The sequence below is a fragment of the Thermogemmatispora tikiterensis genome (assembly GCF_003268475.1).
Taxonomy (GTDB): domain Bacteria; phylum Chloroflexota; class Ktedonobacteria; order Ktedonobacterales; family Ktedonobacteraceae; genus Thermogemmatispora; species Thermogemmatispora tikiterensis.
In genome coordinates this window covers 3,843,322-3,862,754 of record NZ_MCIF01000002.1, presented here as the reverse complement: position 1 = coordinate 3,862,754, position 19,433 = coordinate 3,843,322, and the positions used below count along the sequence as shown (strand labels likewise).

Sequence of the window (19,433 nt, the reverse complement as noted above, 5' to 3'; positions counted from 1 at the left end):
GAGAAGGAAAGCGCCTGGGCGCTCTCCTTCTCCCTTGAAGGATTCATCAGTGTAGCACTGAGCAGACTGGCTTAGAGGCTGCTCCCAACGGGCGTCGCATTAGCATAGCGCTCAGCGTAGTCGCCGACAATGGGCAACTTGAAGTACTTCCCCTGGAAGGCCATAATCAACAGAACAATCCAGGAAACAAGACCGAGCAGACCCACCAGCCCACTCAAGCAGAAGGTCAACAGTCCTACGAAGGGGATCATCCCCAAGACGTCCAGGGCCACTATAAGGATGGTTAACGCTGCGAACCAGATGATCGACTGCATGGCGTGGAAGCGCACAAAGCGATTCTGCTTTTCTGAGAGGTAGAAGATCAACCCAGTGATCCAACCCACCAGATAGCTGAGGCCGGCAGCCACGTTGGCCTCCATTCCCATTGAGGTGGGACCGAGAGTGCCTGCTGCTCCACTCATTCCATAGGGCTGCTGACCGTACTGGGCCTGCCCATAGCCGGCACCAGAGGGCGAACCGCCATAGGAAGGATTATTGGGGGGGGGACCGATAGGCCCCGCCCGGTTGCGGGGAGTACCCTTCGTACTGACCACTAGCCGGCTGATTGGGGTCCTGCCCAGGAGTAGGATTCCAGCTCATTGTCAATGCCCCTCTTTCTTCTCTCTTCAAGAGAGAACTGTAATCTCAGGAAACTCTGCGCTATCACCATAGGAGCGAGTGTGCAATTACAGGATCTACGGATCACCGGGAGATCAGGCAGCCCAGTCCAATGCAGCTCTGGCTGGTTGCTCGACCCTAGACGACTTCTTCACCTGTTTACTGGCCGGTTATCCTCCCTTCTGTTACTCTTCTCCTTCTGCTCTCCCTTTACGGCACTTCACTCCTCACCTTGACAGGATGAGAGGTGAAGTTGCTCGCTAAACAGGCGAAGCAGAGTAATCAGGCTAACGTGCTGCATCTCAGTACAATCATCAGGACACGGGCGCAATAGGAACACTATGGGCAGCCATCCTTCTTTGCTCAGACGACTCAGCGTCGCACAGAGATCCCCTATAGAGTAAACGTCCTAGAGAGCGATTCCTAAAGGATCAAGATAAGGGCTTATGGTCAGGAAGCAGGGCGGGAAGAAGGGGGAGCAGCGCTCAAGCCTCCCCTTCAGGCCTTTCATCCAAAGCACGGGCTCCAAGCTGGGCCTGTGGCACATCGGCGGCCTGATCCTCCTGCACGGGGAGAATCAGCGCTGGCTGCTCCTGGGTCTCTTCTCCCTGATGGACCTGCTCTTCACCGCGCCGATTCTCAATCGCCGCATGACGCGAGCGTGAGCGTCCACGTGGCGCAGGTAGCCGCTCATCGACATGTAAAGGACGCGGCTGCGGTTCGGCCAGCGTATGGCTGTCATTGTCGGCTTCAGCCTCACCAGTGGAAGACTCGGCCAGAGCTGTGGCAATCACCTGGTCCATCGTCTCCACCAGCGTAAAGCGCATCTGCTGCCGGATACGGGCCGGGATCTCCATCAGGTCCTTTTTATTCTCCACAGGCGCCACAATATGGCGCAGGCCGGCCTGGTGGGCAGCCAGGATCTTCTCTTTCAGGCCACCAACGCCGAGCACCCGGCCCCGGAGGGTGATCTCGCCGGTCATGGCCACATCGCCGCGTACTGGGCGGCGAGTCAGGGCCGAAATCAGGGCTGTGGCGATGGTGATCCCTGCCGATGGGCCATCCTTGGGGATAGCGTTCTCCGGCAGGTGGATATGCAAATCCGTGACGTCCTGGAAATTGGGATCGATGTTCAGCTCAGTGGCTCGGGAGCGGATGTACGACAGGGCCGCAATGGCCGATTCGCGCATCACATCGCCGAGCTGGCCCGTAATCAGCAGGTCGCCCTTGCCTGCCATCGTCACCACCTCCACTGGCAGGAGAATGCCCCCATTCTCGGTCACAGCCAGGCCCATCGCCGCGCCAACCTGCATGCGCATACTCAGCGGCGGCGTCGAATAGCGGGGCATACCCAGGTAGTGCTCTAGCGAGGAAGTGGTCAGGCGCAGGTGGGTGGAGGGGCGAGCAATGATACGGCGCGCAGCTTTGCGACAGATAGTAGCCAGCTGACGCTCCAGATTGCGCACACCAGCCTCGCGCGTATAGTCCGTCACGATGCGCTCCATTACTGAGCGCGGAATCTTGAGCTGCTCCGGCGTCAGGCCATGCTCGGCCAGGACTTTCGGCAGCAGGTGGCGCAGGCCGATATTGACTTTCTCCTCCAGCATGTAGCCGGGAACGTCAATGATATCCATGCGATCAGCCAGCGGGCGCGGGATCTGGTACTTGACGTTGCCGGTACAGATAAAAAAGACTTCAGAGAGATCGTACGGGACCTCCAGATAATGGTCCACGAACTGTGAGTTCTGCTCGGGATCAAGCACCTCTAGCAAGGCCGCCGCCGGGTCGCCGCGATACTCTGACGAGAGCTTGTCGATCTCATCAAGCAGAAAGACCGGATTGCGCACCCCTGCGGACTTCATCGACTGGATGATCCGCCCGGGCAGAGCGCCAACGTAGGTGCGGCGATGGCCCCGGATCTCAGCCTCATCATGCACCCCTCCCAGGGCAATGCGCACGAACTTGCGTCCCAGGGCGCGAGCAATCGACTGCCCCAAGGAGGTCTTGCCGACGCCGGGAGGGCCGATGAAGCAGAGAATCTGCCCCTGGCTGCCACGCTGGGGCTGGCCCTGCTCACTGGCGCGCTGCAGGCGCAGCTGGCGCACCGCCAGAAACTCAATGATGCGCTCCTTAATGCTCTCCAGGCCGTAGTGGTCCTCATCCAGAATGCGGCGCGTGCGCTCCAGATCGAAGCTATCCACCGTGCGCTCGTTCCAGGGCAAGGCAAGCATCCAGTCGATATACGAGCGGACTACGGCGATCTCTGCCGACTGGGGGGGCATATGCTCCAATCGATCGATCTCCTTGCGCACCTTGGCCGCCGCCTCGGGAGGCAGATTCTTCTGGCGCAAGCGCTCGCGCAGCTCGTCGGCCTCCGAAGGCGTCTCCATGCCCAGCTCCTCTTGAATGGCCCGCAACTGCTCGCGCAGATAGAACTCCTTCTGCGAGCGGTCGACCTGCGAGCGCACGCGATTGCGGATCACCGACTCCAGCTCCAGAATCTCGATCTCGTTGCCGATAAAGACACAGACCTTCTCTAAACGCGCCAGGGGATCGAAGGTCTCCAGAAGATCCTGCTGCTGGACGACATCGCTCACCACATGGGCGGCCAGCATATCGGCAAGACGAGCCGGTGACTTAATAGCCACAATCGAATTGATATCTTCGACTGAGAAGCGACGGTTGAGCTGGGCATAATGCTCGAAGAGGTTAGTGGCATGACGCACCAGAGCATCAGCCTGGGGACCCTGCACCTGCGGCTCAGGAGGGACCTCCACGCTCACCCGCATGAACGGCTCCAGATCCTGAAACTCCAACAGGCGCACACGGCGCAGGCCATTGAGCAGCACCTGCAGGCTCCCATCGGCCTGACGATGAACGGTGACAATTTCAACCAGAGCACCACAGCCATAGAGGTCCGCAGGCTGGGGATCTTCAATCTCCGACGAACGCTGCGCAACCGTGACCAGCATGCGGTCAGCACGTAACAGCGCCTCCTCGACAGCCCGCACCGACTTCTCGCGCGCAATCGCCAGGGACATACGCGTGCGCGGGAAGACAACCATGTTTTTGAGCGCTACCAGCGGATAGACCTCTATCGTCTCTGGCTCCACCGATGGGCGTTGCTGCTCATTCATGAGTTCCGCCTATCTACTATCTATTATTTCTCTTCTCTATATAGACTATAACAGGATAATTGTTGATTTTTTGCGAGAGCTTTCTCACAGAAGAGAAGCAAGCGGCTCAGCAATCAGACACATGGCAGCGAGCTATAGGCGGGCAGGAATGGACGGGCTGCGAGACCTCCCCAGAGGGGTCTCTGCCGCTTACCGGCTGCTTCCATCGCAGGCGGCCACTCCTGACAACTCCCACCATCGGCACAGCAGTCGGAGCGAGCGGGAGCGGCAACCAGAAGAGGCTACGCTCCAGCATCTCATCTCAGGCTTCAGGTCAGGGGCGGATCTTTCTTCTCCTGCCGCTATCACTTTCCAGCGCTTCCCTACAGTACCACTCTGGCCTTCTCCCTGTGCTTGACCGGGCCACCGCTCACCATCAAGCAGACAATTCGTCAAAGTTAGAGAAAAACAGATGAGTCTGCGTTATGCAGACTCATCCTCAGAATAGGCCGCAGAGCGCTCGCTGCGTGTCACAAGCAGCGGTTTATGCCGCTGGGCAATAACATCACCGTTAATGATCACCTTTTTGACATCGGCGCGCGAAGGGATCTCGTACATCACATCAAGGAGCACATCCTCGATAATGCTGCGCAGGCCACGCGCACCGGTCTTACGCTTCAGCGCACACTCCGCGGCAGCTTCGAGCGCATCTGGCGTAAAGACCAACTCAACGCGGTCGAGCTGGAAGATCTTCTGATACTGCTTTACAATCGCGTTCTTCGGCTCTGTCAGGATGCGGATCAGGGCCTCCTTATCCAGGTTATCGAGGGCCACCACCACGGGGAGTCGTCCGATAAACTCTGGGATCAGCCCGTACTTGAGCAGGTCTTCTGGAATGACCTGGGCAAGTACGGACTCCTGAGCGCGCTGCTCAGGCTCGGCCACCGTTTTCTTGAAGCCGATGGTGCGGTTGCTGCCCAGGCGCTGCTCGACAATCTTGTCGAGACCCTCGAAGGCGCCGCCGCAGATAAAGAGAATATTCGAAGTATTGATCTGAATAAAGTCCTGATGCGGGTGCTTACGGCCACCCTGGGGGGGCACATTAGCGATGGTGCCCTCGATAATCTTCAGGAGGGCTTGCTGCACACCTTCGCCGGAGACATCGCGCGTGATCGAGGGATTGTCAGACTTGCGGGCAATCTTGTCGATCTCATCGATGTAGACGATACCGCGTTCGGCTCGCGCTACATCGAAATCGGCAGCCTGGATCAGGCGCAGCAGAATGTTCTCCACATCCTCGCCCACGTAGCCAGCCTCGGTGAGGGCCGTGGCATCAGCGATGCAGAAGGGCACATCGAGGATTTTGGCCAGCGTCTGCGCCAGCAGGGTTTTACCGCAGCCGGTGGGGCCGATGAGCAGAATATTGCTCTTCCCCAGCTCCACGTCATCGATCTGCATGCCCACGCTAATGCGCTTATAGTGGTTATAGACGGCCACCGCCAGCGTCTTCTTGGCCCGTTCCTGCCCGATTACATACTGGCTCAATTGCTCATAGATCTTCTTCGGGGTAGGGATCTTCCCGGTCTGAAGACGCGGCTTGCTAAAGGTGGCCTGCTCCTCCTCGATGATCTCCCGGCACAGGTCAATGCACTCGTCGCAGATATAGACCCCTGACGGGCCGGCAATCAGCCGCTGAACCTGATCCTGGCTCTTGCCGCAAAAAGAGCAGCGATAGGTTGTACGAATATTCTTAGAGTTTGCCACGTCCGTTGTTACCTTTCCCTCAATTACGACGCTTGAGTCCTGGCTGGAGTCTTACGGCTGGCCTCCGGAGTCAGCCGGCGCCCCCGCGTCTTCTACTACTATTGTAGCAGGAGAGGAAGACGTCGCCTCGTCAGTCGGCCCGGCCCCCGGCTCCGACGCGGTGGCCTCTGGCTGAGCTGCGGTGGCCTCACTCTGCTGCGTCTCCTCTGGCTGCTGCGCTTGCTCTCCACTCTCCCCACCTTGCTGCTGCTCCGTCTCTTCCGCCGGACGTGTCGCCAGCTCCACCAGGCGCGAAAGCGCTTTTTCGCGCCGCAGCGTGATGATCAGCGCCCGCACCTGGGCCTCGCTGCGCTGCAGCGGCTGCCCCGCCTGGGCATACATGCGGAAAACGCCCTCCACTTCTTCCGGCGTAACCTCGATCCCCTCCCGCCTGGCAATCTCATCCAGGACCAGCTGCTGCTTGACGCGCCTCTCCGCATCCGGCTCCAGCTCCTTCATGTACTCCTCGCGGCTCTTGCGCATCAGCAGGAGATACTGATCGAGCGACATGCGCTGTCTCTCCAACATATGGGACAGCTCATGCAGCATGTCCTCGACCTCCTCCTTGACCAGGACCGGGTGGAGGACAATGTTGGACTGAGCCACCACGGCCTCCAGCACCTTATCGCGCAGCTCCTGGCGCTTCTGCCGCTCTTTGCGATCCTGGATAGCATCGCTGATGACCTTGCGCAGGTCCTCCAGGGTCTCGTACTGGCCGACGCGCGCGGCGAAGGCGTCGTCCAACTCGGGCAGCACCTTCTCCTCGACCTGACGAAGAGTCAGCTCATAGTGAGCCTCCTTGCCGGCCAGCTCCTCATTGCCATAGTCGGAGGGGATGGTCAGAGTGAAGCTCTTGCTCTCGCCGACCTGCATGCCAACAATTTGCTCATCCATGCCGGCGAAGAGACCGGGCCGATTCTCGGTCAGCTCGAAGGGATTCTCTTTGTAGTCGGAGATGGTGCGCCCCTCGACCGTCAGCTTGAGATCGACCGTGACGCGGTCCCCAATCTGGGCAGGGCGTTCGACCTTCTGCCAGCCAGCATACTGGTTGCGCAGCGCCTCCAGTTCCCGCTCAACCTCCTCTGATGTCACCATTACCTCTTCATCCTCAAAGTGCAACGAGCGGTAGTCACCCAACTCCACGGGAGTCAGGACGGGAACCTTCAGGCGGAAATGGTAAGGCTGCCCCATTTCAAACATGGGGGCATCCAGCTCTGGCTGCGCGAGCGGAGTAAGTTGGTGCTCCTGGAGCGCCTGGCGGTAGGCCTCGCTGATCAGGTCGTCAAGGCCTTCCTGATAAATGTACTCCTTGCCTAACTTACGCTCAAGCAAGGAGCGGGGAGCTTTGCCCCGACGAAACCCTTGAATATCAACCTGCTGCACCAGCTTACGATAAGCCTTATCCGAAGCCTTCTCCACCTCTTCCCAGGTGAGATCTACATCGAGGATGGCTTCGCTGGTCGGTAATTTCTCAACTGTGACCTTCACTGTTCCTCCAACACAAGCATCATCATCGTACGTACGTGCCGCCTGGCATGTCGCCTACTTGCCTGTCTCACTGACTGGCTGAGCGGTGTGATCTGATGTGACGACACAGGGCACAACAGAACAAGGCGCGACAGACAAATCTGGTCTTACAGCGATCGGCACAGGACTATCCCGCTATGCCACTCCTCGTCTGCATCCAGCGGGCCGCTGAGCAAGCTACTTGCTCAACGCGCTCGCTTCCAAGCTTCGGCGAGCTGTCTCCTCTGGCCAACCTGCACTGCACCCTCTGCTTTCCAGCAACCTCCGCCCGCCACCTGGAATGCAACCTGCCTCGCTTCTTCACCCGCCAGGACGACAAAACGGGAACCGCAGCGGGAAGTGGCGCTCAGGGGAGCCTGTTGGTAGCTTGTTGTCTTGCGCGGGCCTGCTGAGCAGGCAAGCTCACTGGGCTGATCAGCCACCCGGCCTCTAGTGAGAGAGTTTCCTCTCCTCCACCTTCGGGCCTGAGATAAAGCCTGCCTACCCGCCAGCCTTCATGCCGTTTGCTTGCTTTGCCTTGTCCTGTCCGTGCCACCGCAAGCAGGCGCTCCGCTCCGCTGGCGAATGGAAGGAGCCACCCCCGCTGCAGGTGACTCCGGGACCTTTGTGATGGTGGGCGGTGAGAGACTCGAACTCTCACGGTTTGCACCAACGGATCCTAAGTCCGTCCTGTCTACCAGTTTCAGCAACCGCCCATGTTGGCCTTGCAGCGTTTCCACGCTGCCAGCCGTCGTGCTTCAGGGGTGCTGCTCCTCGCTCCCACACCCCTGCTGTCTGGTAAGGGGATGAAACGCTCTCACCTGAGTGATGATACATCAGGGGGGCTATCAGTGTCAAGGTGAGCACTTCCTCCGGCCAAAGAGGGGGAGCACCAGGTTAGTCAGGGCAGGGCGTGAAGGCTGTGGCAGGCCGGGATCTTGCTCTCTCGCTGGACAATACGTGCTATCATAAAGCTAAGGAGACGCCTGCCAGGCTAAGGTGCAGAGGTCAGCTGAAGAGAGCATGGAGCAGCCGCCGCATTCCCCATCTACCTCGTCCTCGATGGACCTGGAACGACCCGATCTCTATATCAATCGCGAGTTGAGTTGGATCGAGTTTAATCGTCGCGTCTTTGAGGAGGCCCAGGATAGTCGCCATCCTCTGCTGGAGCGGGTAAAGTTTTTGTCTATTTTTGATACGAATCTCGACGAGTTCATGATGATCCGCGTGGCAGGGCTGAAGGATAAGGTAGCCGCCCGCGCGACAACTCCCAGTCCCGACGGGCTGAGCGCTGAGGCGCAGCTGCGCGAGGTGCGCCGGCGCCTGGCCCCCCTGGTGCAGGAGGTACGTCGCTACTGGCGTCAGGAGTTGCTGCCACGTCTGGCAGAGCAACATATCTATATTCTTGACTATGAGCAGCTCGATGAGGAGCAGCGCGCCGCCCTGGCCGAGTATTTCGAGTATGAGATCTTTCCGGTGCTGACGCCGCTGGCGGTCGATCCCGGCCATCCTTTCCCCCATATCTCGAACCGCAGTCTGAATCTGGCCGTGGTCATTAACGATGCCGTTCACGGCGAGCGCTTCGCGCGTGTGAAGGTCCCGCCGCGTCTCCCTCGCTTTATTCAGGTGCCATTGCCCCTGCAGGCCCGGACGGCTCCAGGTGTGCAACCGGTGGCCTTTGTCTGGATCGAGCAGGTCATTGCCGCTCACTTGAGCCGCCTCTTCCCCGGAATCGATGTCTGGGAGTCGTACCCGTTCCGCGTCTTGCGCGATGCCGATATCGAGCTGCAGGAGGACGAGGCCTCGGATTTGTTAGAGGATGTGGAGAAAAGCGTCCGTGAGCGCCGCTTTGGGTCGGTGGTCGATCTGGCAGTCAATCCGTCGATGCCGCCGCGCATCCGCAGCCTGTTGCTCGATAATCTGGAGATCGAGGCCTCGGATCTCACAGTGATCGATGGCCCGCTCGGCATGGGCGATCTGATGGAGTTGCATGCACTCAATCGTCCCGATCTGAAAGATCCACCATTTACTCCGCGTGTGCCTCGCTTGCTCTCGAAGTATTGTGGTGACCTTTTTGCAGCGATCCGTGAGCAGGATCTGCTGCTGCATCGCCCCTACGATAGCTTCGGAGTGGTGGTGGACTTTATTCGTGCCGCGGCCACTGATCCCCAGGTCTTGGCCATTAAGCAGACGCTCTATCGCGTGGGGACGAATTCGCCTGTGGTGCATGCTTTGCTGGAGGCGGTTGAGCATGGGAAGCAGGTGGCCACGCTGGTGGAGCTGAAGGCCCGCTTCGATGAGGAGAATAATATTGAGTGGGCGCGGGCGCTGGAACGGGCCGGCGTTCATGTGGTCTATGGCTTGATCGGTTTGAAGACACATGCAAAGGTGGCGCTGGTGGTGCGCCGCGAACCCGATGGGCTGCGCCGCTATGTCCATCTGAGTACGGGAAACTATAACGCCCTGACGGCCCGTACTTACGAGGATTTCTGCTTGCTGACTTGTGATCCGGTGATTGGGGCCGATATCTCGGATCTCTTCAATTCGTTGACGGGCTACTCGCGTCTGAATGCCTACCGTAAGTTACTGGTGGCCCCCGTCAGTCTGCGTCGCGGCATTCTGGAGCGCATCGAGCGGGAGATTCGTCTGCGGCGCGAGTACGGCTACGGCTTGCTGATCTTTAAGTTGAATGCCCTGGTCGACCCGGAGATCATTTACAAGCTCTATGAGGCTTCTCAGGCCGGGGTGCAGATAGAGCTGATTGTGCGTGGTATCTGCTGCCTGCGGCCTGGCATCCCGGGGATCAGCGAGAATATTCGTGTGCGCAGTATCGTAGGCCGCTTTCTGGAACACAGTCGCATCTTCTACTTCTACAATGGCGGGGCCGAGGAGTTGTTTCTCGGCAGCGCCGATATGATGCAGCGCAATTTGAATAATCGGGTAGAGACGCTGTTCCCTATCGAAGATCCCCATCTGCGTCAGGCCATTCGCGAGCGGGTGCTGGAGATCCTGCTGGCCGATACGGTCAATGCCCGTGAGCTGCTGCCCGATGGGACCTACACCCGGATTCGCCCACAGCCGGGGGAGCCGCCGCTGGATTGCCAGGCCTGGTTTCTGCGCCATCCTTTGCTGGAGGAGGACGATAACGATGAGGCTGGCCCGACAATTAGTGCGCTGCCTTCGGGCGCGTAGCTCCGTTCTGCAGCTCCGGCGCTTCCATTTGCTCTTCCCCGTTATTAGATTTACTCCTCCTGACGCCGGCCATAGGCCGAGATGATGACGCCCCACCCGCAGAGGTCGGGGGCCTGCAGCTCATGCTCAGCCTGCTCAAGCAGGGTCGCCAGCTCTGGCGGGCTGATCAGTCCCTGTTGAATGATCAGCGGAGCCGCCAGGCGGACTTCGGTCAGGCTTTGTTGCAGGAACAGAGCGCTGATCGCTCCAGCAGGATCGGCGCTTCCGGCCTCGCCGTCCTGCAGTGTGCCTGACTGCCGCCCCAGGTCAGCGATATGGACATCGTAGGCTACCTCCTGCAGGCCCGCCGCGAGGAGCATGCCATAGAGGCGGCTGGCGATGCCGAAGCTGAGTCCGCTTTCGTCCAGGGCATGGCCAAGCCGGTACCAGCAGCGGTTGAAGAGCTGACGCAGCTTGAGAAAAGCGCTGCTGCTACTGTCGCAGAGTTCAATTTCGACCAGGGTGAGCCAACCGCGGGGGCGCAGGATACGCCGACATTCCGTCAGGAGGGCCGGCCAGGCACTGGCGCTCATAAAGCGGGCACAGGCGCGCATGTGCAGGAAGTCAAAGGAGCTTTCGGCCAGTGGAAAGGGACGGGTGAAGTCCATCTGACGAAATTCAAGCTGGCTGAGACCAGCACGGTTGCGCCGGGCCTGCGCCCGCTGCAGCAGGCGCCGATCGAGATCAACTCCACAGATGAAAAGCTGCGGATAGCGCCGGGCCAGGGCAAAGACCCACTCACCGCTGCCACAGCCCAGGTCAAGGACCCGCTCTACGCCCTCGATGTCAATACTCTCGGGAAAGAGACGTCCGCCTTGCATTTGCAGCAGATAGCGATGACGAATGCTTTCTTCATGCACTTCCACAGGAAGGTCAGCAGGAACCGCGGGAGCGGATGCCCGCCGGCGTCTGGTACCGCTCTGCCGCGTCTGCCGCTCTTGGAGGCCACTTGGCTGGCCTTTGTCCATAAATGACTGGCTCATGACAGCTCTATCGCTTTCGCGCTGTCACCGAGATGAGGGCGCCAGAGGCACAAAAGGCTTCGGCGTCGAGATCGCGCTCCGCCTCGGTGAGGAGCGTGGCATAGGTGACCTCATCACAGCCGCCCTGCTCCAGGACGAGGGCCTTCTGCAGGGCCAGATCCTGAAGCAGGCGCCGAGAGCAGGCCCGGCCCGCAGGATTGTTCCAGCCGCCCAGGTCTACAGGATAGAGCCGATAGCGCACCTGTCCAAATCCTTGCTGCCGCAGGAGATGGCACAGGTGAACGCCGCAGTCGACGAACAGACCCCCACCCCCTTCCTCGACGCTGGCAAAACTGTAGCCCAGCCCTTGCCAGGCGGCAGCAGCCAGGGAACGGAGAGACTGGTAGGCGGCGCTGGAAGAGGGGCCAATGAGAAAGGCCACAATGTTGATCTGACCACGGGGGCGCAACACGCGTCGACACTCGTGCAATAAGGCTGGCCAGGCTGTAGGACGCAACAGCGGCCCCATGAGGAAGAGATGCACCAGATCAAAGAAGTCGGCGGAGAAGGGAATGGCTCCGCTGAGATCAATCTCAGCGATGCTCAGCCGTCGCAGGGTGGCCAGATCAAGCTGTCGCCAGCAAGCAGCCAGTGCCTGGGGACTGGCAAAGAGGGCCACAACACTGATGGACGGATGAGCACGCGCCAGCGCTGGCGCCCAGGCCAGATCGCCGTAGCTCAGGTGCAGGACCCGCTTGAGACGCCTGACATCGATCTCCGGTGGCAAGAGACCGTGTTGTGCACGATACAGATGCTGCAGCTCCTCTAGTTCTGGAATACTGTATGAGAGTTGTTCCCCAGCATGGGTGCGATCCATCACGTACTGCCCTCTGCCCCAACCTGTGCGCACTCAGTAGATTATCGCGCCGTCTGCGAGCAAGTCCGACCCGCTGGCCGTAGCGCTACGCTCTCTCGCCTTCTTTGATCTCTGGCACGAGTCCGGTCGCCTCACAGGCCGCTTCCCGGCTGGCTGGCGGCACGAACAAGGATCTGGTGGCGCAGTGCCCTCATCCCTGTTCAAGCGGCAGCTGAACAATAATGTACTTTATAAATATGCATTGATAATGACGAGCGAGCCATTCCTCAGTAACAGGGAGTCAGCGTCGGAGGAACGAGCGAATTTGCTGCTCGGCAGAGGTTGACAGGCTGGCTCACGGGGGCTATATGGTTAGAAGATGCACTTTCGATGGAGCTTCCGCATCGCTACCACGGGCAAGGACAAGGAGCATAGCCATGCAGATCATTCGTTACCGCGCCGCGGACGGTCGCGAGCGGGTGGGGCTGCTCACTGATGAGGGCACAGTGCGGGCCTTTCCCGAGGGCGGGCAGCGTCTCTCTGACCTCTGGACCCTACGCACCACCGAGCTACGCGCCCTCCTGAGCGCGGTAGCTGCGCGCGCCGAGCCAGTAGAGGCCAGGCCACCCTGGCTCGCACCGATTGACGGAGAGAGCGAAGTCTGGGCGGCAGGGGTCACTTACAAACGCTCCGAGGAGGCAAGGCGCGAAGAGAGCGCCACGCCTGACATCTATGCGCGTGTCTACGCAGCAGCGCGTCCCGAGTTATTCTTCAAGGCCAACCCGCGGCGGGTAGCTGGTCCCGAGGCAGCCATCGCCGTGCGTGCCGATTCCGACTGGGACGTACCCGAGCCGGAGCTAACACTCGTCATCAATGCCCACGGAGAGATCGTCGGCTACACCATCGGCAACGATGTTAGTTCCCGCAGCATCGAAGGAGAGAACCCCCTTTATCTTCCCCAGGCCAAGGTCTATGCCGGCAGCTGTGCCCTTGGTCCGGCCATCGTCCCGGCCTGGGAGATCTCCGACCCTTACTCCTTGAGTATCGAGCTGACCATTGAGCGCAACGGTCAGCTCTGCTGGCAGGGACGCAGCTCGACCGCTGACCTGCGGCGCCGCCTGGAAGAGCTGGTTGCCTATCTTTTCCGCGAGGATGAGTTTCCCGCTGGCGTCTTTCTTTGCAGCGGCACCGCGCTGGTGCCAGAGCGACCATTTAGCTTGCAGGCCGGTGATGTGGTCAGCATCGCGATCACAGGTCTTGGAAGGCTGCGCAACCGGGTAGTGCGTGGCAAACAGGCCCTGAAAGCGGCGAGCGGAGGCCAGTGCTGCTGATCCTCCAGGAGTGCCTGGCAATGAGATGGGCGAGGGAGGCGCCGATCTCACCCCGGCCCTGGCCGTCGCTGCCCAGACAGAGACCAGCGTTACTGGCGAAACAGGCCTGGGGTTCTGTGCCTGTCTTGACTTGATGAGCAGAGATAGAGGAAGGAGTGGACTCTCTATGACCGTTGAACTGCGCTCGTATATCGGCGGCGCCTGGCGCGATGGCGTGCGCTTGAGTGACGATCTGAACCCGGCCCACCCGAGCGAGGTGGTGGCGCGGACTGCGCTGGCAGGGGCGGAGCTGGCGGCTGAGGCGGTGCAGGCCGCGCGCTCGGCCTTTGCCGCCTGGCGGGCAACACCAGCGCCGGCGCGGGGCGACATCCTGCGCAAGGCCGCTGAGCTGCTGGAGGAGCGCGTCGAGAGCGTTGGGCGCGATCTGACACGCGAGGAGGGCAAGACGCTGGCTGAGGCCATTGGCGAAACCAGGCGCGCGGTCTCTATTCTACGCTACTACGCGGGGCAGACCCTGGAGCCAGATGGCGAGACCTATCCGAGCAGCTCGCGCGTGACCTTTCTCTATGCCCGTCGCGAGCCGGTCGGGGTGGTCAGCGTGATTACACCCTGGAACTTTCCGATTGCCATCCCTGCCTGGAAGATCGCCCCGGCCCTGGCCTATGGCAACACCGTGGTCTGGAAGCCCGCCGAATTGGTACCTCTGACGGCGGTGCACCTGGTCCAGGCTTTGCTCGATGCTGGCCTGCCGCCTGGTGTGCTCAACCTGGTTCTTGGCAAAGGCTCCGAGGTGGGTGATATCCTGGTGACCCACCCAGAGGTCGATGCCATCACCTTCACCGGCTCGAATGTCGTTGGTCGAGCCTTGCAGCATAAGGCCATCGAGCACGGAAAAAAAGTACAACTGGAGATGGGTGGAAAGAATCCGGCGGTGGTGCTGGCGGACGCCAATCTCGACGTCGCTGTCGAGCAGGTCGCACGCGGCGCGTTCCTGAGCGCGGGACAAAAGTGCACGGCTACCAGCCGTGTGATCGTTGAGCGGGCCATCCTGCCAGAGTTTCAGGAGCGCCTGGCGGCCCTGGCCCAGAGCTGGAAACTTGGCGATCCGCTGGAGCCAGACACGCGCGTCGGTCCCCTGGTCTCCGAGGACCAGCTGCAGAAGGTCAGCGGCTATCTGCAGCTAGCGCGCCGCGAAGGTGGGCGTTTCCTGGCTGGCGGCGAGGCCACAACGATCAATGGCGAGGGCTATTACGTGCGGCCCAGCATTGTCACCGACCTCGACCAGGGCAGCCATGTTGCCCAGGAGGAGATCTTCGGCCCTGTGGCCGCCCTCCTGCCCGCCGCCTCTTTCGAGGAGGCAGTGGCTCTGGCGAACGCCACGCCCTTCGGCCTATCGGCCAGTCTCTTTACGAACAACCTTTCGCTGGCGCTGCGCTTCGCCTCCGAGATCCAGGCTGGCGTCGTCAAGATCAATCAGGAGTCGGCGGGCCTGGAGTTCCAGGTGCCCTTCGGCGGAATGAAAGATAGTTCATCCGGCTCTCGTGAGCAGGGGAAAGCGGCACGCGAGTTCTTCACACAGTGGAAGACCGTCTATATCGACCAGCTGCCCTGAGCCTCCCCTCCTGAGCTGAGCAGAGCAGAGCGGGCCTCGACCGCCATCCTCAACCAGTCGGTATGGCTGGCTGGCTGGCTCGCTCGCTCCCTCGCTCAGGTTAGCGCCAGGAGGGATCACCCTGCAGGGTGATCAGGCCACGCTGAGCGGCCAGGGCCACCGCCTCGGTGCGATTGGTGGCCCCCAGTTTGTTCATAATCGAACTGACGTGAAACTTGGCGGTGCGTTCGCTAATAACGAGGCGGGCGGCGATCTCTTTGTTGGGCATGCCCTGGGCCAGCAAGCGCAAGACCTCCAACTCACGTTCGGTCAGTGGCTCGTAGGGATAGGAAGCTGTCTGCGATCCACCGCCCTGCTGGCCAATCTGACGCAGCAATTTTGAGGCGACCACTGGCTGCAGGAGAGAGCCGCCCTCCATTGCCACGCGAATGGCCTGGAAAATCTCTTCGCGCGGCGCCCCTTTGAGCAGATAGCCTCTGGCCCCGGCCCGCACGGCGTGCAGAATCCGCTCATCATTATCGAAAGCCGTAAAGACGATCACTCGCGGCTTCGGTTCCAACTCAAGCAAGTGGCGAATAGCCTCGACGCCGTCCAATACCGGCATTTCAAGATCAAGCAGGACGATGTCCGGGTGCGTTTCACGGGCCTGGGCGATTGTCTCTTCACCGTTGGCGGCTTCGGCCACCACAGTTAGATCCGGCTGCGTCTCCAGCACAGCCCGCAAGCCCTCGCGCACAATCGGATGGTCATCAGCAAGCAAGATGCGAATCGTCATAGCCAGGGGGACCTTTCTTGCTCCTGCCCTTGGTAGGGGAGATAGACGCTAATGGAGGTGCCAGCGCCCGGCAGGCTTTCAATGGAGATCTGGGCGCCGAGTAAGCGAGCCCGCTCGCTCATGCCAGTCAGACCGAAATGACCCTCGCGCGTATACTCGCGGGCGCGGTCGGGATCAAAGCCGCACCCATCATCCTGTACCTGGAGCATAATCATCTTATCACGCACCGCCAGAGTGAGCGTAATCTGCTCGGCAGCGGCATGTCTCAGCGCGTTGGAGAGAGCCTCCTGAGCGATGCGATAGAGGCCGGCCTCGCAATGAGGTGAGAGCGGAGGGAAGCGGCCAGGCTCCTCGCCTGGTCCCGATGGCGGCTCATAGCGATACTGCAGCCGGGCCTCGCTCTCGGCCTGCAAGCGCTTGACCAACAGAGCGAGAGCCTCGGGCAGGGTATGATCCTGCAGCGGGGCGGCCCGCAGATCCATTACCGAGCGACGCGCCTCCTCCAGATTGCTGCGCGCCAGAGCCAGGGCGCGGCGAATGGCCACCTGGGCCCGTTCGGGCTGCGTCGGGAGCAAAGCATCGGCGGTCTCTAACTGCAAAGCGATTGCTGCCAGGCCCTGAGCCAGCGTATCGTGAATCTCCCGCGCCAGGCGGTTACGCTCCTCGATAGTGGCCAGGCGGGCCGCGGCGCGCGTATGCTCGGCAGAGAGGCGTGCACGCTGAATAGCCAGACCAATCTGATCGCCGATAATATGCAATAATTGCAGCTCTGACGAATGCAGCTCGCGCCAGTCCTCGCTGGCCACATTCAGCACCCCCAGCGGCACCTCTCCAACATGGATCGGGACGCTGGCATGGAAGCGCAGGCCCCAGGAAGAGGGATCGCCCTCGCGCTCAGCGTTGCGCAAGCGACTGCAGCGCAGCACATTGATATTGGCCGCGCTGGCCAGATTGCCGCCTAGAAAGGTATCCAGACAGAGGCAGCGCCCGGTCATCCGCTCGGGGTGGTCAGCCAGGTAAGGGGGCAAGGACTGCGCAGCGGCAAGAAACGGCCTCCCCTCCCTGTCAAGCAGCCAGACCCAACCTGTCTTGAGGCCCAGCAGACGAGTGACCTGACTCAAGACCTCCTGCAAAGCCTCACGCACGTCCACTTTGCGATTGAGCTGGCCAGCAATGGTGTAGAGGATCGCCAGCTCGCGGTTACTGCCAAGCAAAGAGGCAGCCTCTTCCTGGCCCTCATCCGCTGCGGCAAGATCTCCATTGGCTGAAGTGTGGTATCGTTCAGAATCCATCATGCTTTCACTTGACCGGCTGATGCAGTACAGACCACCGCCCGGTCCAGTCGCGAGCAGCGTGGGCCTGCCGCTGTACGGCGGCGTGCCTGGCCCCTCCATCCACAGACAAGTATAAATAAATCACTGAGGACCAGAGGCTCTTTTTTAGTATATCACACCGCTTCAGCGCGGGCAGATTGAGCTGAGCAGCCGAGAGAGAAGGCGCACGGGCGCGTGCACGCCTGCAAGCAAAAGGCACGCCGGCCCGTTGCCACGCGCTCCTCTTCCAGGGGTAGGGAAAAGGGGCCGCAACAGCAGGCCGGCGCCGGGGTTGCCAGGGAAAGGTGTCTGGAGTCACGCGGCCCTGATTCAAGCCGCCCCGACCGGTAAGGACAGGGCGCGCTGAGGCTGAGGCACTGCTTCGCGAAGACCACAAGCCTGGATGAAAGCCGAGAAAACACGCGCACAGGCCGGAACCTGACGATAGATCTCCTCGGGATGGCACTGCAAGGCCACGACGAAGCGCCTGGTTGGCACCTCAATCGCCTCTACCACCCCATCCTCAGCACGCGCAGCGACCTGCACTCCCTTGCCAGGCTCCTTGACCGCCTGATGGTGAATGCTATTGGCCCAAAACTCTCGCTCACCCGTGATGGCCGCCAGGCAAGTACCCGGCTCGATGAGTACCCGATGGACCACCTGGCTGCGGGGCCGATCCTGATTCATATGACGCAGACTGCCTGCATATTGGCTCTCTAAATCCTGATAGAGCGTCCCTCCTAGAGCCACATTGAGCAATTGCATCCCGCGACAAATGCCCAAAATCGGCTTCTCCTCCTGCAGCGCCCAATGGGCCAGCGTCAGCTCAAACTCATCGAGGGAGGGATCAGTGTCGCCGAGGCGCGGATGCGGCTCCTCGCCATAGCGACGAGGCTGAATATCCTGTCCCCCGGGCAGGAGCAAGCCGTCGAGGTGAGCCAGCAGCGCCTCCAGAGTGGAGAGATCATGAACAAGCGGGATAAGCACAGGAACGCCCCCGGCATCCTCAATGGCATGAACATATGCCCGGTTATTGCCGTAGATCGGGCGTTGAGAGCCATGCCGATAAGCCGGATGGCACGGAATGCCGATCAAAGGACGCATGGTCTTAACAGCCTTTCATATAAGATTTCGCGTATGAATAATGAGCGCTATAAAAACAGAAGAAGCGGAACGCTTGTGATGCGTTCCGCTTCAGAGGAGATGCCAGATACTACACAACGAAACGCATCGCTGCGCAACCAAGCTGACGAAGCTCCAGCGTTACACGCTGAAGCCCGCTAATAAGCATAAGCATCTCCATAAGGCTCATAAATGCGCAAAAAGTCCGCGAAGCAAAAGCTAGAGAACGCGGACACTGCGGGTAGGAGACGCTCACGTGGTCGTCAGCGATGGCACGTTTCACGTTGTCTACCTCAAAAGACTAACAATGTTGTCGGCTTGTTACTGAAGATAGTCTATTCTTATTATAGGCAAGACGTCAAGCCTGTTGCGTCGCACTATTACTTCTATGCTATCGGGCTATGGCATCTGGCAGCCTGGGCCGCAGAGGCAGTCCGGGCTACCAGATGCCCGCCTCGCCTGAGCCAAGCTTTTGCTGGACTCAGCTCGGGGACAGCAGAGCGAGGTTGAGCGCTGAGCACGCCTCACCACTAACTGCCGAAGAGGATCGCCCACCACTGGGACCAGAAGCCGCCGCTGGAAGCGGGTGGCGCCGGACGTGGCCTGGTTGGTGGCTGGCTGGACGGAGGACTGACAATCACCACGCGATGCTCGCCGGGCCGCACATATCCCAGGCTCTGGCGCGCCTCGCTTTCAATGACGAAGGGGTCCTTGTAGTAGTCGACCAACTTCTGCAGCTGATCATGGCGAGCCAGCGTCTGCTCATACTGAGCGCGGGCGGCGGCCTCCTGCTCCAGCAAGCGACTATTCGACCAGGCCTGGGCGATCGAGCCGAGCAGGAGCGAGAGACTGATCAGGGCGGTGACCCAGATCAGGCCACGCGTGAAGAGCACGTTTCGTCGCGCCCGGCTGGCTCCACTTCCCCCGCCGAAGCCAACCGCCGCTGTCACACTGGAACCGCTGCCATCTTGTCGGGGCATTAGTCGTCTTCTTCTCCTTGGTGTGTACTGCATGATTGCCTACCTTCTTTCCGGACGGATGCCTGGAAAGTTGCTTATTGCCTCATAACGAGACGCATCTGCAGTGATGCTCTCTGGCAAAAAACTGCTGACGATGCTCGGGCCAGAAGGTATGCTATGTAGAAATAAT

The 19,433-nt window shown here is 60.4% G+C and carries 13 protein-coding genes and 1 tRNA gene; 3 read left to right on the top strand and 11 right to left on the bottom strand.

What is annotated here, in order from left to right:
* Positions 1–71 precede the first annotated feature (71 nt).
* From A4R35_RS15495 to A4R35_RS15475, 5 genes are all read right to left on the bottom strand, one after another.
* A complete protein-coding gene (locus A4R35_RS15495; RefSeq protein WP_223258355.1) occupies positions 72–593 on the bottom strand; it encodes a DUF4870 domain-containing protein in 522 nt (173 codons plus the stop codon).
* A 549-nt stretch (positions 594–1,142) separates the two neighbouring features.
* Positions 1,143–3,794, bottom strand: a complete 2,652-nt coding sequence (gene lon / locus A4R35_RS15490; protein ID WP_112430885.1) for an endopeptidase La — start codon at positions 3,792–3,794, stop codon at positions 1,143–1,145.
* Positions 3,795–4,256: 462 nt separating this feature from the next.
* Positions 4,257–5,537, bottom strand: coding sequence for an ATP-dependent Clp protease ATP-binding subunit ClpX (gene clpX / locus A4R35_RS15485; protein WP_112430883.1), 1,281 nt, complete (start codon positions 5,535–5,537; stop codon positions 4,257–4,259).
* A gap of 51 nt (positions 5,538–5,588) precedes the next feature.
* Complete coding sequence (gene tig / locus A4R35_RS15480) at positions 5,589–7,064, bottom strand: trigger factor (protein ID WP_112430881.1); 1,476 nt, start codon at positions 7,062–7,064, stop codon at positions 5,589–5,591.
* A 649-nt stretch (positions 7,065–7,713) separates the two neighbouring features.
* Positions 7,714–7,798, bottom strand: a tRNA-Leu gene (locus A4R35_RS15475).
* 307 nt (positions 7,799–8,105) lie between these two features.
* Between A4R35_RS15475 and ppk1 the strand changes: the two genes are divergently transcribed.
* Positions 8,106–10,274 (top strand): polyphosphate kinase 1, encoded by a 2,169-nt coding sequence (gene ppk1, locus A4R35_RS15470; RefSeq protein ID WP_112434241.1) that lies wholly within the window; start codon positions 8,106–8,108, stop codon positions 10,272–10,274.
* Positions 10,275–10,324: 50 nt separating this feature from the next.
* Here the strand turns inward: ppk1 and A4R35_RS15465 are convergent, their stop codons facing one another.
* Together A4R35_RS15465 and A4R35_RS15460 are read right to left on the bottom strand one after the other, a co-directional pair.
* Positions 10,325–11,296 (bottom strand): class I SAM-dependent methyltransferase, encoded by a 972-nt coding sequence (locus A4R35_RS15465; RefSeq protein WP_112430879.1) that lies wholly within the window; start codon positions 11,294–11,296, stop codon positions 10,325–10,327.
* Between the two features lie 7 nt (positions 11,297–11,303).
* Positions 11,304–12,152 carry a class I SAM-dependent methyltransferase gene (locus tag A4R35_RS15460; protein ID WP_112430877.1) on the bottom strand — a complete coding sequence of 283 codons (849 nt, stop codon included), beginning with the start codon at positions 12,150–12,152 and terminating at the stop codon, positions 11,304–11,306.
* A 416-nt stretch (positions 12,153–12,568) separates the two neighbouring features.
* On the opposite strand from A4R35_RS15460, the gene A4R35_RS15455 reads away from it, so the two are divergent.
* Both A4R35_RS15455 and A4R35_RS15450 read left to right on the top strand, forming a co-directional pair.
* Positions 12,569–13,462 carry a fumarylacetoacetate hydrolase family protein gene (locus A4R35_RS15455; protein WP_112430875.1) on the top strand — a complete coding sequence of 298 codons (894 nt, stop codon included), beginning with the start codon at positions 12,569–12,571 and terminating at the stop codon, positions 13,460–13,462.
* Between the two features lie 166 nt (positions 13,463–13,628).
* Complete coding sequence (locus tag A4R35_RS15450; RefSeq protein ID WP_112434239.1) at positions 13,629–15,074, top strand: aldehyde dehydrogenase family protein; 1,446 nt, start codon at positions 13,629–13,631, stop codon at positions 15,072–15,074.
* A 100-nt stretch (positions 15,075–15,174) separates the two neighbouring features.
* Here A4R35_RS15450 and A4R35_RS15445 read toward each other — a convergent pair whose 3' ends face one another.
* The 4 genes from A4R35_RS15445 to A4R35_RS15430 all read right to left on the bottom strand — a co-directional run bounded on the left by A4R35_RS15445 (position 15,175) and on the right by A4R35_RS15430 (position 19,264).
* Entirely contained in the window at positions 15,175–15,849 is a 675-nt protein-coding gene (locus A4R35_RS15445) for a response regulator (RefSeq protein ID WP_112430873.1), read from the bottom strand.
* Positions 15,846–17,144 (bottom strand): GAF domain-containing sensor histidine kinase, encoded by a 1,299-nt coding sequence (locus A4R35_RS15440; protein WP_189361876.1) that lies wholly within the window; start codon positions 17,142–17,144, stop codon positions 15,846–15,848. Before A4R35_RS15440 ends, A4R35_RS15445 begins: the two co-directional genes overlap by 4 nt.
* A 348-nt stretch (positions 17,145–17,492) precedes the next feature.
* Positions 17,493–18,266, bottom strand: coding sequence for a gamma-glutamyl-gamma-aminobutyrate hydrolase family protein (locus A4R35_RS15435; RefSeq protein WP_112430869.1), 774 nt, complete (start codon positions 18,264–18,266; stop codon positions 17,493–17,495).
* Positions 18,267–18,814: 548 nt separating this feature from the next.
* Positions 18,815–19,264 carry an FtsB family cell division protein gene (locus A4R35_RS15430; protein ID WP_189361874.1) on the bottom strand — a complete coding sequence of 150 codons (450 nt, stop codon included), beginning with the start codon at positions 19,262–19,264 and terminating at the stop codon, positions 18,815–18,817.
* Positions 19,265–19,433 lie beyond the last annotated feature (169 nt).

Bases quoted from the DNA above. Each gene is read 5' to 3' on its own strand.
- lon (WP_112430885.1), bottom strand. From the start codon at position 3,794: ATGAATGAGCAGCAACGCCCATCGGTGGAGCCAGAGACGATAGAGGTC.
- A4R35_RS15465 (WP_112430879.1), bottom strand. From the start codon at position 11,296: ATGAGCCAGTCATTTATGGACAAAGGCCAGCCAAGTGGCCTCCAAGAG.
- A4R35_RS15430 (WP_189361874.1), bottom strand. From the start codon at position 19,264: ATGCCCCGACAAGATGGCAGCGGTTCCAGTGTGACAGCGGCGGTTGGC.
- A4R35_RS15435 (WP_112430869.1), bottom strand. From the start codon at position 18,266: ATGCGTCCTTTGATCGGCATTCCGTGCCATCCGGCTTATCGGCATGGC.
- A4R35_RS15455 (WP_112430875.1), top strand. From the start codon at position 12,569: ATGCAGATCATTCGTTACCGCGCCGCGGACGGTCGCGAGCGGGTGGGG.
- A4R35_RS15460 (WP_112430877.1), bottom strand. From the start codon at position 12,152: ATGGATCGCACCCATGCTGGGGAACAACTCTCATACAGTATTCCAGAA.
- A4R35_RS15440 (WP_189361876.1), bottom strand. From the start codon at position 17,144: ATGATGGATTCTGAACGATACCACACTTCAGCCAATGGAGATCTTGCC.
- ppk1 (WP_112434241.1), top strand. From the start codon at position 8,106: ATGGAGCAGCCGCCGCATTCCCCATCTACCTCGTCCTCGATGGACCTG.
- A4R35_RS15450 (WP_112434239.1), top strand. From the start codon at position 13,629: ATGACCGTTGAACTGCGCTCGTATATCGGCGGCGCCTGGCGCGATGGC.
- A4R35_RS15445 (WP_112430873.1), bottom strand. From the start codon at position 15,849: ATGACGATTCGCATCTTGCTTGCTGATGACCATCCGATTGTGCGCGAG.